Consider the following 22,569-nt stretch of genomic DNA (forward strand, 5'->3'; position numbering starts at 1 on the left):
CACCGGTGTACATGCGCATAGTGTACTTGAAACCAGTTTCTAGCACGCTAATCTTTTGGCACTTCCACATATGGTTTGTTTTCCTTGTTTGTTCTGATAACCATTACGTCACAACGGGCGCTTCGGTTAACGAACGAGGATACTGACCCCTCAAGGACTCGTTGGAGACGACTCATACCGGTTGCGCCCATAACGATCAAATCAGAACCATGATCCTTTGGGAACTCAAAGGCAATAACCGTCTTCGGATTGCCAAAACGAATGTGAATATCAATATCGTCTAATTCCGCTTCTTTTTTTATTTTAGCTACTAGCTTGTTGAGATAATCGGTGGTGTCCTCAACCAAATTATTGATAACATCGCCATCGACCATGCCACCGTAGTTATAGCCATATTGTTGGGTACTCAGTACGTGAAGAACATCTAGATGAGCGCCATTATTATGAGCAATTAGTGCACCCTTTGCTAGTGCATCTTCGGATTGAGCGGACCCATCAACTGGGACTAAGATGCTTTTATAGTTGGATTCCATGAAGCTGCCTCCCTTGTGGTAATGTATGTGTTAATTATATCACTATTTAAAAGTCCAAACGGCTTACCTAGGAATTATTTAGGCTATGCACGGGATGGAATGACAAACTCTGCGGTTTCCAAAATATGACCGCGCATGGCATCTTGAAGTTCATTTAACCAAAAGCCATTCTGTAATGGTAATTTAGTATCTAGCGCATAGATAGACAAATGGTAATTATGAGTCTTGTCTGGTGGTACTGGACCGTTATAATGCCAGGCAGTTATTGGATTGTTGTTGCCAATTAAACCACCGGCGGTACTGTTGCGTCCCTGAATCATTGGAACCTTTAATTGTTGGCTGTTATTTTCTGGGATCTCAGTAATGGTTGGGGAAATGTTAGCTGCCGTCCAATGAATCCACATAAAGCCGCTAACAGGAATTGCGTCCCAATCAACTAACGTTAAGGCGAGTGACTTGGCATCTTTTGGGACATCAGTTATTTTAACTGGAAATGAAATGACTGGGCCATCGCTTATTTTGTCGGCAGGTGACGCGTACTTACCATACTTATCTGCTAACATGCCTTTGATTAATGGTACTTGAACCTTCATGATTATCCCTCCTCAAGTTAATGATATGTCTTTTAATCTAATAATAAAACAAAAAGACACGTGGGTTACTTAATGAATTTTAAAACGTAGTAGCCTTGACCGTTGGATGTAATGGTGTAATTGACGTAACCATCTTTTAGCCATTGCTGCTTGGTGGCGTTTGCCCAATTCTTAGCGTCATTTACAGATGAAAAGGTATGCGTGGTGGCAAAAGGATCTGCTGCTTTCGGCTTGGCTGGACGTGGTTTAGCCCGGACGCGATTTAATAATTGTTGTTGCCTGGTTTTTACGGCTTTGTTTTTCTCGTTATTAATTGAACTTTGGAGCTGACCTTGTTCTTGAGGCGTTAAGCCGTTTTCCTTAGCCGTTTCGAGCTTATCGGAGAATGCTGAGACTCGATTATCCTCAACTTTTTTGGTTAAGTTACCCTTGCTGTCATTTTGATCAGTCACTTTTTTGGATTTATCGACAGTTTTACTGATTGACGCAGTTGACGTTCCCTGCTTATGGTCGTTACGGGTTACCAGCCAATTGATGGAAAAGGCCAGACCGATCGCAACGATTAAAATGAGCAGGGCAAACCACCAGCCACTGTACTGTTTCCTGCGTTGCCTTCGTCGATCCTGTTCAGAATTAAAATCATATTTTTTGTATCTTGGTTCATTGTCATGCCTATTCACATTAATACCTCATTTAGATTCGATTATTGCATCTTAACCTGATTGAATATATTATAACAGAAAGCAATGGGGTTGTATTTTTGAGTGAGCGTAGCAAAGCGGTTAGAGTGCGGAACCAAGCGTTTAGAGACTGGAGCCTAAGTTTTCTTCGCCAGAAATCCTGGGCTTGGATTTTTGGCGAAGAAAACTTAGGTGCAAGTCTCTGCTTGGTGGAGCACGTTTCTACAATGTTACTAAGAGCTTTTTTAACTAAGGCTACTAATGAGCGGAGTGCTGCTTGGAAAACACATCTTCATCGTATTGCATCGCATTGCCAAAAAAGATGAATTCTCGGTTTTGGGATTTAAAACGACTTCCCCCAAATTGCCAGATTATACAATTGTCCTAACGAAAGGTGAAAATTGATGACACAGGTTGATGTAAAAAAGTTTTCAGAATTAACGACTCAAGAATTATTCCAAATTTATAAGCTACGGGTGGCTGTGTTTGTCGTTGAACAGAAATGCTACTATCAAGAAGTTGACGATGATGATCTCATTTCGTATCACATCATGTTCAAAGACAAGGATGGTCAATTGATGGCGTACTCACGAATTATTCCGGAAGATAATAACCGGGTTGCTAGAATTGGCAGGGTTGTTGTCAATCCAAATAATCGGGGTGATGGACTGGGCCGAAAGTTGATACAAACTACATTGGCTGAATCAAGGGAATTGTTCCCTAAAGCCAGTAAGATTGTTCTAGCAGGTCAAGAATATTTGCAGAACTTCTATCATTCGTTTGGATTTAAGGACGTGAGTGACGTATATCTAGAGGATGGCATCCCTCACATTGATATGGAGCTCCTGGAGCAAAATTAGATTGACATGGTTCCACAATATATTATACTAATTGTAATGAAATGAATCTTTAAATCTGGTCCGGAGAGGCTAGCAAGACGACGATATTAAAACGGGTGTGAACTACCCGAAAAAATGCCGGCCGCTTGTTAGTGGTGGGCTTTTTATATAGTGAGCGGAGCAAAGCGGTTAGAAAGTGGAGCCTAAGTTACTCCTGCCGAAAGCCATGGGTTTCGGCTTTTGGCAGGAGTGGCTTAGGTGCAGCTTTCTGCTTTGCGAAGCGGTCCTGAGATAGGTTAGGTAGGGGATCCTGACTCTGGTGCTTATGTGCAGGTCGCTGCTTTGTGGCGCATCACTCAGCTGAGTTATCCAGCAAATTCCCTAAAACCTTTTCCGGTAATACTTTCGACAAGCAAAGTCGACCGCCTCTTCTTTCCAGATTTGTCGCAAACTAAAGGAGCGGACACATGGCAGACAAGAATGAGTTTCACGATGATCGGGCGATTTTGGATATTCATGATATGCCAAAATTCTTCCCGTGGGTTGGATTATCATTGCAGCACATGTTTTCAATGTTTGGATCAACCGTGATTGTGCCGTTATTGGTTGGGTTGAGCCCGAGCATCGCGTTATTTGCATCAGGGGTTGGAACGTTATTACATATCATGATTACGCAGCGGAAGATTCCGGCTTACATGGGATCAAGTTTTGCCTTCATTACGCCAATGTTAGCGCTAATGAAAACCACCGGTTATCCGGGAATTGCGCAGGGGGTAATCGGTGTCGGAATTGTTTATATGATCGTCGCGGCGATTATTTGGGGCATTGGCTCTGCTTGGGTGGATAAGATTTTGCCACCGATTGTTGTTGGCCCAATTGTGATGGTGATTGGATTATCACTTGCGGGTAGTGCCGCTCAGGACGCAATGATGAAAAACGGTAAATACAGCCTACTATACTTCAGTATTGCATTGGCAACGTTATTTTTAGCAATTATTTTTAACATGATGTTCAAAGGGTTTATTGGATTGATACCGGTTTTATTGGCAATTGTTTGTGGTTATGTCATTTCAGTCTTTTGTGGGATCGTTGACCTTCATGCGATTGCTTCTGCGCCATGGTTCAAAATTCCGGCATTTGATATTCCCGGAATTGATTATCATTTTAAGATTGACTGGGCTGCCATTCTCGCCATCACGCCAATTGCATTTGTGACGATGACAGAGCATATGGGCCATATTATGGTTCTTGATGAATTGACTGGGCGGGATTTCTTTAAGGATCCCGGCTTAAACAGAACCCTAGCAGGAGACGGAGCGGCTTCACTATTTGCTGGGCTAGTTGGGGCGCCGGCCATGACGAGTTATGGTGAGAATATCGGTGTAATGGCGATTACGAAGATTCACAGTGTCTATGTGTTGATGGGAGCAGCGATGTTTGCAATTCTGTTCGCGTTCGTTAATAAATTGAACGTGTTGATTATGCAAATGCCGATGCCGGTTATTGGCGGAATTAGTTTCCTCCTGTTTGGCACAATCGCCACGGCTGGTATTCAGGTAATGGTTGAAAACAAAGTGGATATGAATCTCAAACGGAATTTGATGATTGCTTCAACGGTGATGGTCATTGGGGTTGGAAATGCCTATCTACAAATTAAAAGTTTTCAATTTACTGGCTTAGCATTTGCTACCATTATTGGGATTGTTCTCAATTTGGTGTTGCCCAATAAAGCTGCTAGCGAACGAGAACATGAAGAACGGTTAGCTGATAAAAAAGCTGAGGAAGAAAAACGGCGTCTGCTCCACCAAAAGCAGTTACGAAAGTGAAATAAATCATGCGAATGAGTTGTTGGATTTAAAGACATTGAACCATATTGATTTAATTGGCTGGTCCAAGATTTTCAATGAGATCAATTTGTAACCTAAAACTAGATAAAACGGCTCCTCAAAATCCGATAGTTGGATTTAAGGAGCCGTTTTATATCGTTTTGACAGTTGTTCTTGGTTTGCCAGCCTAATTAGGGTGCATCTATTAAAGCGCATAATTATCTAAATAGGGACCACGTTGTTTTGTAAGCATTTCGGAAATAGGTTTTTCTAGCGTTACGATGATGACTGGCACCATAATGGCAATCGTTACCTGAGTCAATACGTTGTTGATGCCAGCGTGACGGGTGATATCTAATAGGGCGTTATGCATGTACATGATGATCATCGTATGCTTACCGACTATTGATAAGAACCAATTAATTGGTAACCGGGTCGTTAAAGTCGATATGCCCATTACCGCAAATGAGAAGATCAATGGAATGGCTGAAATCATTAAAAATTTGGGACTCGATGTTTGGATTAAGTGAGATTTCATTGAAAATTCAAAGTTGAAATTGCCATTTAGGTAGGAAAAAATCAAGGTTCCCGCTAATGTTAGTAGAATCGCAATTGGTATCGGCTTTTCAATCCACTTCCAATTTGTATGGAAGAATAGGTAGCCAATGTAGGTGAAGAAAGCAGCGATGAGGACAATATCCGCGTTCCAAGGCATTGTTTGGTAATTGTATAACGTTAGCCAATCAATTTTGTCGTAACAGGTAGCGAGAAATAAGCCGCTAAGGACAACGCCGATTTGGATGAGGCGAGATTTAGTTATTGAAATTAATGCGGTAACAGCCGCTATGGAAAGCAGGTAAACGTTAACGAACCAAAACGTGCTGGTGTAAAGGTTTAAGGTACGACCGCCCACAATTAATCGAGATAGATGGTTGATTAAGTAATCCCAATCCCGATTGTATAACATACTATACGTGAGAATTAAAATAATTCCAGCGATGAAGTAAATCTCAAGGTCTTTATAAATTTTCTTGTTAAAGAAATGTTTCCAGGCAGTTATTTTATTGGCGTTAATTGGCTTGAGGAAGAAACCACCAATGATAAAGAATAGGGGCATATGCCACCAATAGATCATGTTTGTGGTTGTACCACTGGCCAGCGCGTGACCGAAAACGACGGCAATAATACCATATGCTTTAGCAATGTCAATCCATTCAATTCTCTTTTTTAGCATAATAATTCCACGATCACCTTCCGTTATCTATTTGAGATACTTTTGTAGTTATCTTTATTTACGTCATTTATACAATAGCAACCTTAAAATAAGCTTAATTTGTCGGAACATGATAACAGCAAGTCCAATGTACGTGCCCCCAAGTATAGATAACTTTTAGTACCTAAACAACTTTCAGGTTTCACACAAAAAACAACAACCATCCTCAAAGAGGAATGATTGCCGTTTTGTTGGATTTTGAGATAATCCGATCCTTAACACAATGGGTGATTAGTCTTGAAAAAATGATCCCCGTGGGCCATGAAACCTGCCGTGAGGGCCGCCAAATGGGCCACGACCTCCACCACCAAAACCGTGGTGATGGTGTGGGAAGCCGTGGGGGCCTTCTTCCCGCTTTGGAAGCTTTTCTTTGAGTGATGCGTTGAGTTTATCGAAAAGTTGACTTAGTTCAGTAATTTCGTCAGCTGATAAGCCTTCAAAAAGCGTATCAAGCATCTTGCTGGATGAGTCGTGATCATTTTCAATCAGCTTTCGGCCGTCATCAGTAATTGAAACCTTGGTAACTCGTTTATCGTCTTCGTCAGCAGTGCGGGTGATCAAACCACGATCTTCTAGTTTAGACAATAATTCAGTTAAAGAGGATGGGCGAATATCCAGGATTTCAGCAAGCTGAGACTGGATAAGGGTGCCTTCTTTGGCGAGAACCGCTAGTGCTCTGTGCTGACCGTGCATATGGTATGGCCGATCTTGCATTTGAGCCATACGTTGGGTTCCATGAATGAAGCCAAAAATTTTTCTTAAAAGTTCTGCGTTATCTTTTGTCATTCTAATTCTCCTTTGATTGTTATACTTAGGTACCTAACAAGAAGAAGTATACACGCTTATTTTAAGAAGGCAAGGATAATGATTTGGTACCTAAGTATCGCTGAAACTGACGAGGATTGGCTGATTCTAGTATCTAATCATGATGTATTGGGGAGTATTACAGCTACGCAAGGCAAAAACTGCCACATAGGTCGTCGCCACCAAAGCTCTAAGGCCGGGCGTACACTGCGCGTTTATTAAGATCTAGTCTCTTAGACATCATAGATTATGACCGCTCCGCAAACTGTAGAGACCTGCACCTAAGCTTTCTTACTCGGGAATCTTAAAGACAGGAATTTGTGCACTTGGCAATATAGAGGAAACGTGCTACACCAAGCAGAAAGCTGCACCCAAGCCACTCCGCTTTCTAACCGCTTGGTTCTGCACTCTGACCAATGCAAAAATTTGTAAAATATAATGAATGATTTACACTGTAAGCGATACCAATAATTTGATAGGGGGAATTAGAACAGAATTATGGATAGTTTATAGGTGTAAATTATTTTTTTCTGGGGAGGGATCATTTTGAGAGCAAAACATTTAAGTACTTTCTTTATTTTTTTCTTTGGTGCCTTAGGTGGTCTTTTATTTGGGTTTGATACTGGTATTATTTCGGGAGCTTCACCATTAATTGAAAGTAATTTTAATTTAGGAACTGAGCAAACTGGCTTCATTGTTTCCTCGGTTTTAATTGGTTCGTCCGTTGGGGCCTTATCAATTGGATCGTTATCAGATCGATTTGGCCGAAAGCGGTTATTGGTTTTGGCATCCATTCTATTTCTAATTGGTTCTGGGCTGTCGATGTTTGCCCAAGGATTTATTTCGATGATTATTGCTCGAATTATCTTAGGCTTTGCCGTTGGGTCGGCGTCAGCACTGACACCCGCTTACTTGGCTGAATTAGCCGACGCGCCTCATCGAGGATCACTAGGGACCATGTTTCAATTGATGATCACCTTAGGAATCCTGTTAGCGTACGTTTCTAACTTGAGTTTCTTGCATCATAATCTGTTAGGGTTGCGTGACTGGCGGTGGATGCTCGGATCAGCTTTGATTCCTGCTTTACTACTATTTATTGGTTCGATTATTTTACCAGAATCTCCTCGTTACTTGGTTGAAAAGGGTCAGATTGACGAAGCTCGGGATGTTTTGCATGAACTGCGGAAAAATACGGCTGAAGATCCTGACAAGGAGTTGGCTGATATTCAAATGGTTGCTAATCAGCCAAAGGGCGGCTTAAAAGAACTATTTACTTTTGCCCGGCCAGCGGTAATCGTTGCGATTTGTTTGATGCTGCTGCAACAATTAGTTGGGATTAATTCAGTGATTTACTTCTTACCACAGGTGTTTATTAAAGGATTTGGGTTCCCAGAAAGTAACGCAATTTGGATTTCCGTTGGCATTGGGATTGTCAATTTTGTCTGCACCATTTTGGCTTATAACATTATGGATAAGTTTAATCGAAAGACCATTTTGTTATTTGGCTCGATCATAATGGCAACCTCAATTGGAATTTTGTCCATTTTGAACTTTACCTTAAACGTTCAAGATGCCGCCATTCCAACCATGATTCTGATTGCAATTTATATTTTTGGATTTGCCGTTTCCTGGGGGCCAATTTGCTGGCTGATGATTGGTGAAATTTTCCCATTAAATGTTCGTGGCGTTGGTAATTCCATCGGTTCAGCTGCTAACTGGATTGGTAACTTTATTGTTTCACAATTCTTCTTGGAACTCCTACACGTATTTAATAACAACGTTGGTGGCCCGTTCGCAGTTTTCACATTTTTCGCCATCGTTTCCATCTTCTTTGTTATCTACATGGTTCCAGAAACCCGTGGCAAGTCACTTGAAGAAATTGAAATGGAAATGCGTCAAAAGGCTGCACTTAAAGCAGCTGCTAAGAACGCAAGCAGTGCTAAGTAAAAGTGAGCGGAGCAAAGCGATTAGAAGTAGGAGCATAAGTCTCCTCGGGTGGGAATTCCCGATTTTGGAATTTTCACCCGAGGTGCTTATGTGCAGACTTCTGCTTTGTGCAGCTGTCCTATAAAAGAGTGGCTAGTTGACTTGATTGAGGTAACTGCCTCTTTGCTTCAAAAATATAACGGACTTAGGCAATCCCCTAATTGGGATGATGCCTAAGTCCGTTATATTTTTGGAATTAACTATTCAAGATTTATTTTGGTAGTGCTTGACGTCAGTGAAATTCCTAACGATATTTTAAACTAGTAATTTGCTTTATTGGATGGATTCTCACTTAGTCTGTACAAAGGCGTTTCACAGCTTCTGCGTAGATAGCCATCGCTTTATATAAGCTGGTCAATTCCCAATTCTCGTTAACTTGATGCATAAAGTCTGGAGTTCCAGGTAACATTGCCCCAAATGCAACACATTGGTTCATTGTTCTGGCATATGTTGCACCACCGGAGATCTTTGGCTGTGTGTCGTCACCGGTAAGATCTTTGTAAACGGCCATTAATGTTTTTACCAGTGGGCTATCAGTTGGCACGTATAGAGGTGCTAAATAGTCGAAGGCTTCATAGTGAAGTTCGAATGGGGCAACGGCCTTCTTTAATTGTTTAATAAGAGTATCCCGATCAACCGTCACAGGGATGCGCATATCGATCTGCATCCTAGTTTCTACTTTATCAATTTTGAGACTTGAGATATTGCATGTCAGGTGCCCGGATTGCTTATCTTCAACGTCACCTAATAGATTAGTTGCCGTTGCGTCTTCCTTGAATAGTTTGCCGATAAAGTCGAGCGTTGGGCTTGGAAAAACATCATCTAGGGCAATTGCTAATCGCAAGACGGCGTTAACGCCTTCTGGGGCATTCATCGCGTGAACAGATTTACCCACCACGGTGATGCCATTCTGGCCATGGTCTTCGTATTTAAAGCCATGTTTGTCTAATGACTGCCGAACCTCATCGAGCTTGGGACCATTATAAGGGGCTTTAGCAGGGACGGCGTTAAACGCGTTTGCCAAATCAAGTGATAAATCGGTCATACCAGGACCGACCAAGTAAGCCTGTTCCAGACCCTTTTCGGCATAGGTCACTGGAAATTCGGAATCGGGGGCAATGCCAAAATCAATTGGTGATTCTTTTTTATTATAAACGGCAATTCCCCGCCATAGCGTTTCTTCGTCGGTTCCAAAGATAAAGCGGATCCGGCAATTGAATTGGTACCCTTGGTCAATTAACGCCTTAACGGCAAACATCGCTGCCATTGAAGGACCCTTGTCGTCCTGCGTTCCCCGGCCATAAATGTAGCCGTCCTTGATGGTCGCTGTAAAGGGGTCACTGTCCCAATCATTTGGATCACCAGCAGGGACAACGTCAACGTGGCCGATAATCCCAAAGATTTTGTCCCCAGTACCGACTTCTGCATAGCCATAGTTACCGTTAGGATCCTTATAGGTTTTAAACCCATTTTCCTCGGCAATTTTAAGAATTTCAGTCAGGGCATCATCGATTCCCTTTCCAAATGGCATTGTGGCTGTTTTGGTTGATTCATCATTTACAGATGGTTTACTAACGAGGCGTTTTAAGGCTTCGACGGCTTGGTTTTGTTGCTTCTCGGTTACAATTTTGGTCATGATGCGGTTCCTCCTTTAGATTGTGGTGAGGTTGATTTTGGTGATGATGATCGAGGGGATGGCGTTCTAGTTTGTATGGAGTAGGATTGCTGTGCAAAGTTGTGTCTAAACCTTCTCCACCAAAAATTCAAGTCCGGAATACAGTTTGAATTTATATAGATCTAGACTTTTAGCCTTCACAGATTAGGACCGCTCCGCAAAGCAGAAAGCTACGTGTAAGCACCTCAAACAAAAATCTCCAAAACCCAGAGATTTCTGTTTGAGGAGACTTACACTCCGCTTTCTAACCGCTTTGCTTCGCTCACTATAGCATTGCCATTACACCCAAGAACACTGCCGTTGCTAAGAACAAGTAGATCATCAGTTTGAACATGAATTTCCACCATGTTGTAATGTTAACATGGGCAATTGTTAAGGCGCCCATTACCACACCAGATGTTGGCGTGATTAGGTTGACCCAGCCAGAGGCACTTTGATATGCCGTTACTACCAGGCTTGGATCAACACCGGCAAATTTACCCATTGGGCCGATGATTCCCATCGTTGCCGCTGCTAAGCCGGAAGTTGACGGAATCAGGAATGACATTGGAATGTAGAAAATATATGCCAGGATGATGAAGACTGTTGAGCCAAGATTTGACAGTCCCATTTCACCCCAGTGGAGAACAGTAGCAGTGATGCTACCATCGTTCATAATGACTTGAATTCCACGGGCAACCGCAACGATAATTGCAACGCCCATGAAATCGCTCATGCCACTTAGGAATGATTCAATAAATGTTGATTCCTTCATCTTGAAGACAAACATGACGATAACAGCCATTAATAAGAATAATGTCGTGATTTCAGTAAAGTACCATGATCCAAATGGTACCAGATTAGAGCCGATAATGCTGCCTAGAACTGGGATTCCCTGCATCCATTTTGTGAAGCTAACAAAGAACGTCCATTTAGCATTAATTTGATCCCATGGAATCAATCCCATGATCATGATGACAAAGGTTAGGCCAAACATCCAGAGGACCGCTTTTTGGCGACCAGTCATTTTAGTACCGGGTTTATCCTCATGGTTCAACGCAAATCGTTTCAGGTCCGCTTCACGTTGTTCATAAACGTATGAATTTGAAGGATCCTTTTCGACTTTGGATGCGTAACGGTAAACAAACCAGATACTGATTGCAACTACGATGACAAATAGGACTGCCCGAGAAATAATGCCGTCACCCGGCGAAATATTGAGGGTCTGTGAAGCCACCCCTGTCGCAAATGGGTTAACCGTGGATGCTAAACACCCAACTTGAGAGCCAACTAAGACAATTGCGACCGCAACCAGTGAATCAAATCCCACACCAATCATGACTGGAATAAGTAACGGGTAAAAGGCAATGGTTTCTTCAGCCATCCCGTAAGTTGACCCACCAAGTGCAAATAGAATCATCAACAGGGGAATCAGAAACTTTTCTTTTCCCTTATATTTTGAAACAACGGTGGCAATCCCGTCATCAAGTGCTTTAGTTTGGTTAACAACCCCTAAGAAACCACCAATCACTAAGATAAATAGCGAAATTGAAATGGCTCCCTCAGTTGTATCGTTACCAATCATGCCATAAATTGGGGCGGAAAAGACGTCCCAAATTCCCTGTGGATTGGAAGCAACAGCCTTGTAAGTGTGAGCAATAATGTTACCCGCTTTATCGGTTGAATACTGACCAGCTGGAATAATCCAAGTTAAAATTGCAACGAAGATAATGATCAGAAATAGAATCGTATACGCGGAAGGCATTTTAAATTTCTTTTTCGGAGTCGATTGTTGATTTTGCATGATGTTCACTTCCTTTTCTTTTTCTGGTTAAATTTTACAAAACATCTATAAATTTTCCGTGAATAATTAAAGAAGAATTATATTAACATTCACAATTTAAAAAATAATAAACGCTTTGCTTACCCTCAGTATAAATAATAGATGATAATAATCAAAGCGAATTGTTTATCAAACAATAAGCAAACTATGTAAATTAGTCTTTGATCGCCGATATAACGCCATTAATATCAGAACCTGTTATTGATGTAAATTAAAAGCACCCCAAACAAGTGAGTTGATCACGTTTGGGATGCTTTTAATTCAAATATTCACAAATCGTAAATGGTCACTAATCATCTAAATCGTTAAAGAAACTCAACAGCTCTTCTTTTGTTAAGTTGTCCTTTTCGTCACCGGCAATATCATAGGTGATTTTGCCGTGATCTAAGACGACTAACCTATTGCCATACTTGAGGGCATCATCGAGATGGTGGGTGATCATCAAGCAAGTTAGGTGATTGCGGGTAATTTGATCATTGGTTGCCTGCATGAGTTCTTGAGAAGTTTGGGGGTCAAGCGCAGCCGTGTGCTCATCAAGTAACAGAATTTCTGGTCGCTTAATTGTGGCCATTAGGAAACTAAGTGCTTGTCGTTGCCCACCTGACAATTTCCCGGTGGCAGTGTTGAGCCGATCTTCAAGGCCATTGTTCATGACTGAAGTGATATCTTTAAACTTTGCCATGTGAGCCTTTAGGTGCCGGGAACCGAAACCACGGTACTGACCGCGCTTTTCAGAGAGTAGTAAGTTTTCAGCCACTGTCATTCGAGGAGCCGTTCCCATCTTGGGATCCTGAAAGACGCGGCTCAGAAAACGGGTGCGCCGCTCAACGGACATATTGGTAATATCCTTGCCATGCAACAAAATTTGGCCAGTTGTGATTGGGATGTTGCCACCAATGACGTTGAATAGGGTTGACTTGCCGGCGCCGTTTGATCCAAGGATTGTGATGAAATCACCAGGATAGATTGATAGGTTGATATGATCCATAATGTTAATTTGCTCAGGGGTTCCATGGTTAACCGTGACAACAATATCATTTAGTTCGAAAATTGGCTCAGTCATGTTTGGTCATCCCCTTTGCGAGCGTGTGACGAATTCGAAATCGATTTTCCAATACTGGCAGCATCATAAAGATTGCCAGCACGATTGCTGAAATCAAGTTGAGGTCATTGGCGTTAAAGCCGAGCTTGAGGACAAGTAAGATGACGAATCGATATAGAATACTTCCGATTGTAACAGCAATTAAACGCTGGTTCATGGTTAAATCGCCAAAGACGACCTCACCGATGATGATGGATGCCAAGGCAACCACGATGACACCAATTCCCATGTTAACGTCCGCAAAGCCATTATTCTGGGCAACCAAGGCACCACCAAGGCCGATTAAACCGTTAGAAACGCCTAATCCCATAATTTGCATCGCATCAGTGCTGATTCCGAGCGACCGGGCCATCGTTGGGTTGTCGCCGGTCGCAATAAACGCTTGCCCGAGATTGGTTTGGAGAAAATAGATAATCAGCGCGGTAACAATTGCAACAACGACGATTCCAAGTACCACACTATCAAAATAGGGTGGTAATGATTCTAGAAAATGGTTTCTAAGCATCGTGGGTTTGCCAAACAATGATAGGTTTGCTCTACCCATGATTCGCAAGTTAACTGAGTACGCAGCCGTCATGACCAGGATCCCAGCTAACAGCACGGGAATCTTCACCTTCGTGTAGAGGAGGCCGGTTACCAATCCTGCCAACATTCCGGCGATAAAGGCGATTAAAGTGGCGACTAATGGTGAAGCACCAGAGTAAATGGCGGCGACACAGGCGGCAGCACCCATTGGAAACGTTCCTTCAACGGTCATATCGGGGAAATCTAAAATTCTAAATGTTAAAAATAAGCCGATACCAACAATTCCCCATGTTAATCCTTGGCCGATGGCTGAAACGATAATGCTCATTTGATGAGTTCTCCTTTTTGCTGAGCTTCTTTTAAGAGGCTTGCCGGAATTTTGATTCCTAATTTGTTAGCTTGTTTTTCGTTGATAATGAGTTTGCCATGGCGGAAGAACTTGATTGGCGTTGTTGATGGCTTCTTTTTGCCTTTTAAGATTTGGGCGCTCATCTTACCAGTTGCAACGCCCAATTGATATTGATCAATGCCATAAGTGGCAACTCCGCCTTGTTTCACCATCGTGTCAACAGCTGGAAATACAGGCACTTTTGCATTGTTAGCAGCGCCAACCAAAGTCTGCATTGCGCCAGCAATTGTGTTGTCAGTTGGGACGTAAATGGCATCAACTGAACGGACGGCTTGCTGGGCAACTTGGGTTAAATCGTTCGTATTCGCAATTGAGTAGGCCTTCAGTGGAATGTTTTCCTGTTTACATATTTTAACGAACATCTTGTATTGGGCAACCGCCGAGTCATCACTAGAAGTGTAGATGATTCCCAATGTTTTCATGTGTGGCATGAGCTTCTTGATTAAGCCAAGCTGCTCTTTAAGTGGTGCCTGGTCAGATACACCGGTAATGTTGCCACCGGGATGGTTATTGTTTTTGACGAGTCCAGCACCCTTAGGATCGGTAATGGCGCCTAAGATAACTGGCTTTTTGTTAATCGTATTGGCAAGTGCCTGCGCAGATGGGGTAGCAATCCCAATTGAGAGGTCTGCATCTTCATTGGCAAACTTTGTACTCATCGTTTTTAAGTTACTTTGATCATTTTGAGCATTTTGAAAATCAATTTTGAGGTTCTTGCCAGGCTTGTAGCCTTCTTCTTCAAACCCATGAATGATCCCTCTATGAATCGCATCAAGGGCAGGGTGAGACATGAGTTGCAAAATGCCAACGGTTGGCTTAGCCTGGGGCTTTTGCTTTTGGTTACCTTGGAAAAATGCAACGCCCAAGATCACGACAAAAATTAACACGACACCTGAAATTAAATATTTTTTCTTCATAATAGCTGTCTCCTTAATAATAAAGTGAGCGGATCCAGGCGGTTAGAAACTGGTGCATAAGTCTCCCTAAACGTGAATTCCCGGGCTTGGAATTTACGTTTAGGGTGCTTATGCGCAAGTTTCTGCCTGGAGGAGCTGTCCTAATAAAGTGAGCGGAGTAAAGCGGTTAGAAACTGGAACATAAGTCTCCTCCAACAGAAATCCCTGGGCTTGGGATTTTTGTTGGAGGTGCTTATGTGGAAGTTTCTGCTTTACGTAGCTGTCCTACAATAAAAAATGAAATCTATCCAAATACTTGCAATCAAAAAACGAGCATTCCGGTCTGACCGAAATACTCGTAATAAGTCGGCCTGCCGAAATCATCTGGCCAGACCGTTCGTTTTCCGAAAGATTGCCGGCACAGATGCGTTCATGATCGCATGGTTAAGATCAAGTCGCATCTGTGTCGATGTGACTTGTTACCGGCTTTGCCAACTGCGATTAACAAGTGAATTCATAGCAATCTTTCCTTTCGTGATAGAATACATATAATTTTATATGATTGTGTGAGGTTCGTCAACATGGGAGCTTGAATATATTACTCAAATGAAGGGATTATTTAACAGACTGGTAACATTACTCATGTTATTCTATTGTTGAAAGAGGGGGCGTTGATTTCATGAAAAATTTCGTAAAAGTGTTAGGGGGTATGCTGGCGTTTATTGTGCTGGCAGTTGTTATTAGCCCAGATTCGGTTCAGGCTGCTCAGGACAATTATCAGATAAAAACGTTGAAAACCTATCGGCAGCAAAGCAATTCAGGAGCGGACGTCGCCTTTCACGCAAAGCCTGGAACAAAGGCAACGCTGTGGGTTAATAAGGAAAGTGTCAATGCTAAAACGCTTAAACCAACTGTCTTTCATAAGAAAGGGATTAAGATTTCCAAATACAAGACGACAACCTGGTTTGTTCAAACAAAGGTCCGAATTTACCACCATTCGAAGAGCGCAACATACTATTATGTTAATAATCGTTATGGCAGTATTGAAGGTTATGTGCCCACCAGTGCATTAACGCGAGGCTTCAGTCCTTATGGTTATCAGATTACCAGCATTAAATGGTACGGTAAATACGATTCGTTCCATGTTAAGCCCGCCTACAAACATCAACCTGTTTACATGTGGAATTACACCCATACCAAAAAGGTTGCCAACCTAAAAAATTATCCTGGAGCGAATTTCGTCAAAACAGCCGACATTGTGATGCGTCACAGTGGTAAGGATGCAAAATATGTTTATCTGGTTGGTTCACTTAACGGGACGGCTAAAAGTGTTCACGGATATGTTCCGGCGGTTGCCATCACTGAAGGCTCAAATCCCGATCATACGGGCATGAACTTTGTGCCAATCGATGATTTTGTGAATAATACTGATTTTAATCAATACCTTCAAATGGGCAAGAACCAAAAGTTGGCTAGGGAGATTCTAAAGCTCTTTCCTAATTCTAAGCCAGATTTAGCCCTATCAAAGATTGCTGTTTATAATTACGATCAATTTAATGAGAGCATTGACGCAGAATCAGATCCGATCAGCACAAAAGGGTACAGCGATATTAAGGCTTTTCCAACGATTCAAAAATGGCTGTATGCGAACCGAAGTGCTTCCAACACCGTTAAAATTGCCGAAATCAAAAAATTGTTGCCTCAGGCCGGGTACACTTCCAGCAAGCGGAATGCACTTTCTGGATACAAACTGGGGATTCAAATCGTTAATAACATTGCCTTTAACTATCCGGAGCATGATCTGATGGGACGAAAGAACAGTTATACATTCATTTTAGGAAAAGTTGATAACAACTAAACTATCTAAGGTTGTTAATGTATCAGTGAAAGAGGGGAATTTTTATTCATGAAAAGGATTATTAAATTGGTTGGTATCATAGTGGCGTTTGCTGCATTAATAGCTATTACCAACCCACAGGCTGTCCAAGCAGCCCCCAGCGGTTATCGGGTTAAGGTTCTCAATACCATCTACTCAGATGATTTGCCGGAGAATGCGTATCATGCTAATTTAAATTCAAAAGCTTATATCTGGTCAAGCAAGCGTTATCCATTTGATAAGCAAAAAGATTTTCAAAGACGACTTTATAAAGTTTCTAAATTAAAGGGTGTAACGCTGTTTGTCCAAAAAACGGCTAGGGTTTATCATAATCGCAAGAGTGCCATTTATTACTATGTTGCCGATAAAAGTAATGGTTATCAGGGATGGGTCCGCCCCAGCGCGTTAATCAAGGGGTTCAGCCCATACGGCTACCAAATTATTAAGGAGAAGTGGGGCCATCAGTCAGCCACATTTCACGCTAAGAATGCCAAGCAAAATGTGGGCATCTGGAACTGGCGGCATACTAAGAAACGCGCTAATTTAAAAAATTATCCTGGGGCCAACTTATATCGGTTAGCAACAGTTACCATGATGCATCATCAAAAACAAAGCACCTATTACTATGTTCATCTGACACCAGACGGGAATTCTAGCAAGATTATCAGTGGCTACGTTAGTGCTTCACAAGTCGAGGCTGGGCACAATACAAATTATCCAGAAATTGACTATACAAGTATTGATCAGTTCACCGACAGTGCTGATTACAATAGTTATATTCAAAAAGGTAAGAAGCAAAAGCTTGCTAGAGAAATTGTTAAGCTGTTTCCTAACAGCCCAGTTGACTTAGGTTTATCAAAGATTGCTGCGTATGATTATGATACGTTTAACAATACGTCTGATGGCGATCCCAATCCCATCAGTAAGCAGGGCTATACTGATATCAAGCAATTTCCGTCAATTCAAAAATGGCTGTATGCACATGAAAAAGCATCAAATGCGACTAAGTTAGCCGGCATTAAGCAGTTGCTTGATAAAGAAGGCTATTCTGCAAGCAAACGGGCTTCAATGTCTGGTTACAAACTTGGCATCCAAATTGTCAATAATATCAAAGGATATGAAGATGAAAGCCGGGATGCTACTCGTTGGAATGGGTACGTGTTTATTTTGGCAAGACCAGATGGTTCAAGTTAGTTATGTGTTTGTTGGTCTATTAAATGTAAACGAAAAGCCCATTGATCAAGGAAAATGGTCAATGGGCTTTTTGCGTATCATGTAAAATTGTTTATTTGGCTAAGTGCTTTGCCAGCGCGTAACCCATTTTTTGAGCTGTTTGCGCGGTTGGGTGAATTTCATGATCTTCCAGGGTGAGATCCTTATTTTGATCGGTGATGATATTGGGAGCAAATTTTTGGAAATTGATAATCGTTGCGCCGAGCTTATGGTAAACGCGGGCTTCTGCTTCCCGTAGCTGTCCGTACGTGTAACCAGATTGATTGACCATATTTTGGCGGCTTTCGCCTAATTCGTCATACCGAGAGATTGGCAGGACACCATAGATATGGGCATTAGGATTAATTCGCTTAATTGTCATAACGTCATGGTATAAGTGGCGGGTGACGTTTCGTAGGTTACCAGAGCCCGAAAGATTAGTGTAGTCATTGGTACCAATGTGAATAAAGATCATGTTCATCTTTTTGATCTGGCTTTGATGATAGCTGATGGCAACTGGCAAGTCCTGAGCAACCCGTTTTGTACCAATGTAAGCAAATCGATGGCCGACAATTTTGGCATTAGGAACGGCATCGTTCATCACCCGTTTGTTAGTGCCAAGGTATTTACTCAACCAGTCAAAGTATGAATTATTCAGGTAAAAATGATAACCATCCCAACCAGATGGAATGGAGTCACCAAATACCCCAATCTGTTTGCCCGCGAATTTATTACCCGCTTGAGGCAATTTGATGTTAAATGAGGGACTGTAAATTCCTTTGATCTGAGAATGGAGAACCCAGTAGGTATGTTTGTTGTTAGCGCTCGTTAACCGATAAACGTAGACATGTTTACCGTTGATTGAAACGCTAGCAATTTTATTTCGATACCACGTTGTGTTAAGAAACGCGTTACTGGACGATTTCTTTGTGAGTTTTAAATTTGAATAAAGTGTCGCATTCTTTTTTAATGCATAAGCATGGGCGTGGATCGGTGCCTGAAAATGAACACTAACTTTAGCGGTACCAGTATCTGCCGTTGAATCACAGCCAAACCCAAAAGAGAGGGTTGCAACCACAAAAGCAGCAACTAAAATAACGGCACGTTTGTTAATTGAAATCATGTAAATTCCCCCGGTTTAATAAAGTGAGCGGAACAAAGCGGTTAGAAGCTGGAGCCTAAGTTATCTCGACCGAAAATCCCGGTTTTGGATTTTTGGTTGAGATGACTTAGGTGCAAGCTTCTGCTTTGAGGAGCTGTCCTACAACAAGTGAGCGGATCCAGGCGGTTAGAAACTGGAATATAAGTCTCCTTGGGCGGAAATTCCTGGGTTTGGAATTTTTGACCGAGGTGCTTATATGGAAGTTTCTGTCTGGAGAAGCTGTCCTAATAACAAGTGAGCGGAACAAAGCGATTAGAAAGCGGAGCCTAAGTTGCTCCTACCAAAGGCCATGGGTTTTGGCCTTTGGTAGGAGTGGCTTAGGTGCAGCTTTCCGCTTTGTGCAGCTGTCCTACAACAAGTGAGCGGCGTAGAGCGATTAGAAGTCGGAGCATAAGTCTCCTCGGATGGAAATTCCTGGGTTTGGGATTTTTATCCTATGTGCTTATGTGTAGACTTCTGCCTGCGTAGCTGTCCTACAAAATATTGATCAACGTTAAATGAGAATCTATGTATTAATTATTTACAGTCACCAACTGTTTACTATAAGACAAAAAACTAAAGAAAGTTATAAATTAAGTCGATAATGACATAAATAAATCTGATGTTACCAGTTAATCCCGCGCCACAAGGTGGTTTGCCAGCAGTTCCCAATAATTGATGTTGGCATTTTCTTGTTGGCATCTTATCATAGAAGTTGAGGTGATTAGATGGATTTTAAACAAATTACACTGGATGAAGTAAATGACACGAAACTTGATATTTATAATAGTGATACCGATGTTGCGCTACCCGGGGTTGTGATTCTACCTGGTGGCAGTTATAAACCATTCAAGCAGCGGGATTCTGAGCGGGTGGCCTTGACGTTTTTGACGCAAAGCTATCAGGCGTTTGTGCTTGAGTACCCAATTAACGATAAGAAGAATTACCAGTTAGCTAAAAAAAGTATCAGCACGGCATTTGACTACATTATTAAACACGCAAAAGCACTGAAAGTCAATCCTAAAAAGATCGGGATTATCGGTTTTTCAGCAGGAGGTCAGTTAGCGGCTGCTTATTCGTGTGAAAAAGGGACTCAGGCAAAATTTGCTGTCTTGGGATATCCAGTTGTTAATCAGGCCTTGGATGAAAAAATGGGAATTCAAAGTGAAGACGTTTCTAAGTTAGTAACTAAGGACACGACCCCGACCTTTATCTTTGGGGCACGTGAAGATGGTTTGGCGCCTTACGTGGACCATATTCAGCCATACACAACCGCATTGTTTAAAAATGATGTTCCGTTTGAACTGCATGTCTTTGGTTCGGGCGGTCATGGCTATAGTCTAGGGAACAAGTATACAGCGATCGTGAACGGTGACCGGGCAGATGTACATTTTGCTAAATGGTTCCCACTTTGCTTGGAGTGGTTGAATCAACTTGATTAGATTGGCTTTATGAGTGATAAAGGAAATTCTTTGTTAAGATCAAATATAGAAGAATGTTGAGAATGAAAATAGAAGGGGCTATGACAAAGCTATTATTGTCATGGTCCCTTCTATTTGTATCTTTAGATTAATTTGGAAACATCAGGATTAGTTACTGTATTTGTGCAACGGGTTGTGGTTTTAGTTACGTGGATTAGGATCGCGCTCCGCTCACTTTCATGCGTCATAATCCTTGTCGAACAAAAATCGGCGGGATAATTCCATAAAAATGGGGGTCATCGGCGTTGATAATTCCTGCCAATTACGCTGGACAAATGGAGAAAATTTGTTGAGAGCCCCCCGTTCAAGCTTCTTATTATCGGTAAGTAGGTGACGGAGATCCAGTGAAAACTCTTGAAGGGTGACCTGGTCAGATTCGGTTTGCATCACGTTTTTTGCGGAGATCAGCTGAGAAAGGTAGCCGTCATATTTTTGAGTAGTATGCTTTTCGTTGTTGGCAGATAGATGGATAGTCGACTGGCCGACACTACCATGCTTCAGGTTTTGAAAGTATTTAGTCCCTTTGGCAGTCAGCCAACGAGTGGCCTTGTTGTTAAATAATTTAACGCCGTCTACGAAATCAACGTCAAAAGTTGCCGTGAGAATGGCCTCGTGGTTTTGATCCATCGCCAAGAGTTGTTTTAAAATATCTGGAGCCCCATAATCATTGTTCGTACCATATCCGATTAGTTTACGGACGGTAGCAAGATTAACTTGATTAGGCTGGGTTTCTAAATAGCTTAAAATAAATTCTCGCATTTTGTCATTTTGACTCATGAATTTTACCCTCTTTACATAAAAGTGAGCGGAGCAAAGCGGTTAGAAGTCGAAGTCCAAGCTTTCGTGCGAGAAGACTTAGATGCAGGCTTCTGCTCTGCGCAACTTTTCTAAAATAAGTGAGCGGAGTCAGGTTTCTACCTGACACAGCTGTCCTAAAAATAACTTAACTATGAAATAACTTCATCTGAATATCCTGATCGTAATTACCAAAGCCAGATCCAAAAATCGTGCAACCTCCTTTGTGCTTGGCGTCATCTTTAATGGCAAACCGAACGGTAATGGTTGGATTGTGCCAATCAATGTCGTTAATTGAGACGTCGGTAAATGGCTGACCATCTAAATAGCTGCCGTGGTCGGTTAGCCGAACGACTTTTAACTGACCATACTGGTTGACGTTATCGGGAACCCAGGCCGGTGTGTATTTCCCACGAGTATCGGAAAAGTCACCCGGACTAGTCCACGTGCCGATTTCAACATTATTGATATAAAAAGTAATGTCGGATGGCCAAACGTTGTTGGAGAAAGGGAATTCCGACCCAAGCTCCATTGAAAGGTCCAGCATCTCCAAGGTATCCTTTTCTTCTAAGTAGTTGGGAAACTGATATTCCACAAATCCCTCTGTCCACCAAATCATGCCAGCCTTAATTCTATCTGGGCTCATGAAGTAGGTAGGATTATCTACTTTACCGATGTAATCGTTCTTGCCAGCTAATCCGCAAGAAGGGGTGACAGTGTAATTAGTGAACTGACCAACTGGTACGGCTGTATCGTATTCAGCGAATGCCGGATAAATGGTGCTTGGAAAATGAACATTAATGTTGTCGACTTTAAGATAGGACACTTTTTGGTGACCATGCCGCTCGAAGCCAATAATGCCAGCCTCAGCAAGCTTGTTGAGGTGCATTAACACGATCGTACTGCTCAAATGTAATTGTTTTGATAGGTCCTGAACACTGGTCCGCTTAGTTGATAGTGCTTGAATAATTTGAATTCTGACTGAGCTGGCTAAAGCTTTATAAACTTTTAGAGAATCTTGAGAGATATCTAGTTCCATAATTGTTAACTCCTAATAAGTGAGCGAAGCAAAGCGGTTAGAAGCTGGAGCCTAAGCCGTCT

General features: G+C 42.0%; 19 protein-coding genes. 6 read left to right on the top strand and 13 right to left on the bottom strand.

Annotated elements, in window-relative coordinates:
- Positions 1-47: 47 nt before the first annotated feature.
- From FC98_RS01870 to FC98_RS01880, 3 genes are all read right to left on the bottom strand, one after another.
- On the bottom strand, positions 48-533 hold the full coding sequence (locus tag FC98_RS01870; RefSeq protein ID WP_054655842.1) for a universal stress protein: 486 nt from the start codon (positions 531-533) through the stop codon (positions 48-50).
- An 83-nt stretch (positions 534-616) separates the two neighbouring features.
- Positions 617-1,126: a YbhB/YbcL family Raf kinase inhibitor-like protein gene (locus FC98_RS01875; RefSeq protein WP_008857833.1), complete on the bottom strand. Its 510-nt coding sequence runs from the start codon at positions 1,124-1,126 to the stop codon at positions 617-619.
- 65 nt (positions 1,127-1,191) lie between these two features.
- Positions 1,192-1,806, bottom strand: a complete 615-nt coding sequence (locus FC98_RS01880) for a hypothetical protein (protein WP_008857832.1) — start codon at positions 1,804-1,806, stop codon at positions 1,192-1,194.
- 404 nt (positions 1,807-2,210) lie between these two features.
- Between FC98_RS01880 and FC98_RS01885 the strand changes: the two genes are divergently transcribed.
- Together FC98_RS01885 and FC98_RS01890 are read left to right on the top strand one after the other, a co-directional pair.
- Positions 2,211-2,666, top strand: coding sequence for a GNAT family N-acetyltransferase (locus tag FC98_RS01885; protein WP_008857830.1), 456 nt, complete (start codon positions 2,211-2,213; stop codon positions 2,664-2,666).
- A gap of 446 nt (positions 2,667-3,112) precedes the next feature.
- Positions 3,113-4,471: a uracil-xanthine permease family protein gene (locus tag FC98_RS01890; protein ID WP_008857828.1), complete on the top strand. Its 1,359-nt coding sequence runs from the start codon at positions 3,113-3,115 to the stop codon at positions 4,469-4,471.
- Positions 4,472-4,676: 205 nt separating this feature from the next.
- On the opposite strand, the gene FC98_RS01895 is transcribed toward FC98_RS01890, so the two are convergent.
- Positions 4,677-5,705: an acyltransferase family protein gene (locus tag FC98_RS01895; protein ID WP_008857827.1), complete on the bottom strand. Its 1,029-nt coding sequence runs from the start codon at positions 5,703-5,705 to the stop codon at positions 4,677-4,679.
- Between the two features lie 270 nt (positions 5,706-5,975).
- On the bottom strand, positions 5,976-6,530 hold the full coding sequence (locus tag FC98_RS01900) for a MarR family winged helix-turn-helix transcriptional regulator (RefSeq protein WP_008857826.1): 555 nt from the start codon (positions 6,528-6,530) through the stop codon (positions 5,976-5,978).
- Positions 6,531-7,094: 564 nt separating this feature from the next.
- Between FC98_RS01900 and FC98_RS01905 the strand changes: the two genes are divergently transcribed.
- The gene (locus FC98_RS01905; protein WP_056949117.1) at positions 7,095-8,495 is read left to right on the top strand and encodes a sugar porter family MFS transporter; all 1,401 of its coding nucleotides are present in this window, start codon (positions 7,095-7,097) and stop codon (positions 8,493-8,495) included.
- A gap of 331 nt (positions 8,496-8,826) precedes the next feature.
- Here FC98_RS01905 and FC98_RS01910 read toward each other — a convergent pair whose 3' ends face one another.
- The 5 genes from FC98_RS01910 to trpX all read right to left on the bottom strand — a co-directional run bounded on the left by FC98_RS01910 (position 8,827) and on the right by trpX (position 14,984).
- A complete protein-coding gene (locus FC98_RS01910) occupies positions 8,827-10,170 on the bottom strand; it encodes a M20 family metallopeptidase (RefSeq protein ID WP_056949118.1) in 1,344 nt (447 codons plus the stop codon).
- Between the two features lie 304 nt (positions 10,171-10,474).
- Positions 10,475-11,992: a YfcC family protein gene (locus FC98_RS01915; RefSeq protein WP_008857821.1), complete on the bottom strand. Its 1,518-nt coding sequence runs from the start codon at positions 11,990-11,992 to the stop codon at positions 10,475-10,477.
- Between the two features lie 328 nt (positions 11,993-12,320).
- On the bottom strand, positions 12,321-13,094 hold the full coding sequence (locus FC98_RS01920; protein WP_008857820.1) for an ABC transporter ATP-binding protein: 774 nt from the start codon (positions 13,092-13,094) through the stop codon (positions 12,321-12,323).
- The gene (locus FC98_RS01925) at positions 13,087-13,986 is read right to left on the bottom strand and encodes an ABC transporter permease (RefSeq protein WP_054655838.1); all 900 of its coding nucleotides are present in this window, start codon (positions 13,984-13,986) and stop codon (positions 13,087-13,089) included. The genes FC98_RS01920 and FC98_RS01925 overlap by 8 nt, the downstream gene beginning before the upstream one ends.
- The gene (gene trpX / locus FC98_RS01930) at positions 13,983-14,984 is read right to left on the bottom strand and encodes a tryptophan ABC transporter substrate-binding protein (protein WP_056949119.1); all 1,002 of its coding nucleotides are present in this window, start codon (positions 14,982-14,984) and stop codon (positions 13,983-13,985) included. The genes FC98_RS01925 and trpX overlap by 4 nt, the downstream gene beginning before the upstream one ends.
- A gap of 658 nt (positions 14,985-15,642) precedes the next feature.
- Here trpX and FC98_RS01935 point away from each other — a divergent pair.
- Together FC98_RS01935 and FC98_RS01940 are read left to right on the top strand one after the other, a co-directional pair.
- Positions 15,643-16,821: a hypothetical protein gene (locus FC98_RS01935; RefSeq protein WP_008857817.1), complete on the top strand. Its 1,179-nt coding sequence runs from the start codon at positions 15,643-15,645 to the stop codon at positions 16,819-16,821.
- 48 nt (positions 16,822-16,869) lie between these two features.
- Complete coding sequence (locus FC98_RS01940) at positions 16,870-18,033, top strand: hypothetical protein (protein ID WP_008857816.1); 1,164 nt, start codon at positions 16,870-16,872, stop codon at positions 18,031-18,033.
- A gap of 91 nt (positions 18,034-18,124) precedes the next feature.
- Here FC98_RS01940 and FC98_RS01945 read toward each other — a convergent pair whose 3' ends face one another.
- Positions 18,125-19,174 carry an SGNH/GDSL hydrolase family protein gene (locus FC98_RS01945; protein ID WP_008857815.1) on the bottom strand — a complete coding sequence of 350 codons (1,050 nt, stop codon included), beginning with the start codon at positions 19,172-19,174 and terminating at the stop codon, positions 18,125-18,127.
- A gap of 746 nt (positions 19,175-19,920) precedes the next feature.
- Here FC98_RS01945 and FC98_RS01950 point away from each other — a divergent pair.
- Complete coding sequence (locus tag FC98_RS01950) at positions 19,921-20,634, top strand: alpha/beta hydrolase (RefSeq protein WP_008857812.1); 714 nt, start codon at positions 19,921-19,923, stop codon at positions 20,632-20,634.
- Positions 20,635-20,850: 216 nt separating this feature from the next.
- Here the strand turns inward: FC98_RS01950 and FC98_RS01955 are convergent, their stop codons facing one another.
- Together FC98_RS01955 and FC98_RS01960 are read right to left on the bottom strand one after the other, a co-directional pair.
- Entirely contained in the window at positions 20,851-21,450 is a 600-nt protein-coding gene (locus tag FC98_RS01955; protein WP_008857811.1) for a hypothetical protein, read from the bottom strand.
- Between the two features lie 166 nt (positions 21,451-21,616).
- A complete protein-coding gene (locus FC98_RS01960; RefSeq protein WP_054655836.1) occupies positions 21,617-22,507 on the bottom strand; it encodes an ArsR/SmtB family transcription factor in 891 nt (296 codons plus the stop codon).
- Positions 22,508-22,569 lie beyond the last annotated feature (62 nt).

The organism is Lentilactobacillus kisonensis DSM 19906 = JCM 15041, assembly GCF_001434135.1.
Classification (GTDB): Bacteria; Bacillota; Bacilli; order Lactobacillales; family Lactobacillaceae; genus Lentilactobacillus; species Lentilactobacillus kisonensis.

Excerpts from the sequence above, each read along its gene's own strand:
- FC98_RS01945 (WP_008857815.1), bottom strand. The coding sequence starts at position 19,174 with ATGATTTCAATTAACAAACGTGCCGTTATTTTAGTTGCTGCTTTTGTG.
- FC98_RS01955 (WP_008857811.1), bottom strand. The coding sequence starts at position 21,450 with ATGAGTCAAAATGACAAAATGCGAGAATTTATTTTAAGCTATTTAGAA.
- FC98_RS01925 (WP_054655838.1), bottom strand. The coding sequence starts at position 13,986 with ATGAGCATTATCGTTTCAGCCATCGGCCAAGGATTAACATGGGGAATT.
- FC98_RS01910 (WP_056949118.1), bottom strand. The coding sequence starts at position 10,170 with ATGACCAAAATTGTAACCGAGAAGCAACAAAACCAAGCCGTCGAAGCC.
- FC98_RS01960 (WP_054655836.1), bottom strand. The coding sequence starts at position 22,507 with ATGGAACTAGATATCTCTCAAGATTCTCTAAAAGTTTATAAAGCTTTA.
- FC98_RS01920 (WP_008857820.1), bottom strand. The coding sequence starts at position 13,094 with ATGACTGAGCCAATTTTCGAACTAAATGATATTGTTGTCACGGTTAAC.
- FC98_RS01900 (WP_008857826.1), bottom strand. The coding sequence starts at position 6,530 with ATGACAAAAGATAACGCAGAACTTTTAAGAAAAATTTTTGGCTTCATT.
- trpX (WP_056949119.1), bottom strand. The coding sequence starts at position 14,984 with ATGAAGAAAAAATATTTAATTTCAGGTGTCGTGTTAATTTTTGTCGTG.
- FC98_RS01940 (WP_008857816.1), top strand. The coding sequence starts at position 16,870 with ATGAAAAGGATTATTAAATTGGTTGGTATCATAGTGGCGTTTGCTGCA.
- FC98_RS01895 (WP_008857827.1), bottom strand. The coding sequence starts at position 5,705 with ATGCTAAAAAAGAGAATTGAATGGATTGACATTGCTAAAGCATATGGT.
- FC98_RS01935 (WP_008857817.1), top strand. The coding sequence starts at position 15,643 with ATGAAAAATTTCGTAAAAGTGTTAGGGGGTATGCTGGCGTTTATTGTG.
- FC98_RS01890 (WP_008857828.1), top strand. The coding sequence starts at position 3,113 with ATGGCAGACAAGAATGAGTTTCACGATGATCGGGCGATTTTGGATATT.
- FC98_RS01950 (WP_008857812.1), top strand. The coding sequence starts at position 19,921 with ATGGATTTTAAACAAATTACACTGGATGAAGTAAATGACACGAAACTT.
- FC98_RS01870 (WP_054655842.1), bottom strand. The coding sequence starts at position 533 with ATGGAATCCAACTATAAAAGCATCTTAGTCCCAGTTGATGGGTCCGCT.
- FC98_RS01915 (WP_008857821.1), bottom strand. The coding sequence starts at position 11,992 with ATGCAAAATCAACAATCGACTCCGAAAAAGAAATTTAAAATGCCTTCC.
- FC98_RS01885 (WP_008857830.1), top strand. The coding sequence starts at position 2,211 with ATGACACAGGTTGATGTAAAAAAGTTTTCAGAATTAACGACTCAAGAA.
- FC98_RS01875 (WP_008857833.1), bottom strand. The coding sequence starts at position 1,126 with ATGAAGGTTCAAGTACCATTAATCAAAGGCATGTTAGCAGATAAGTAT.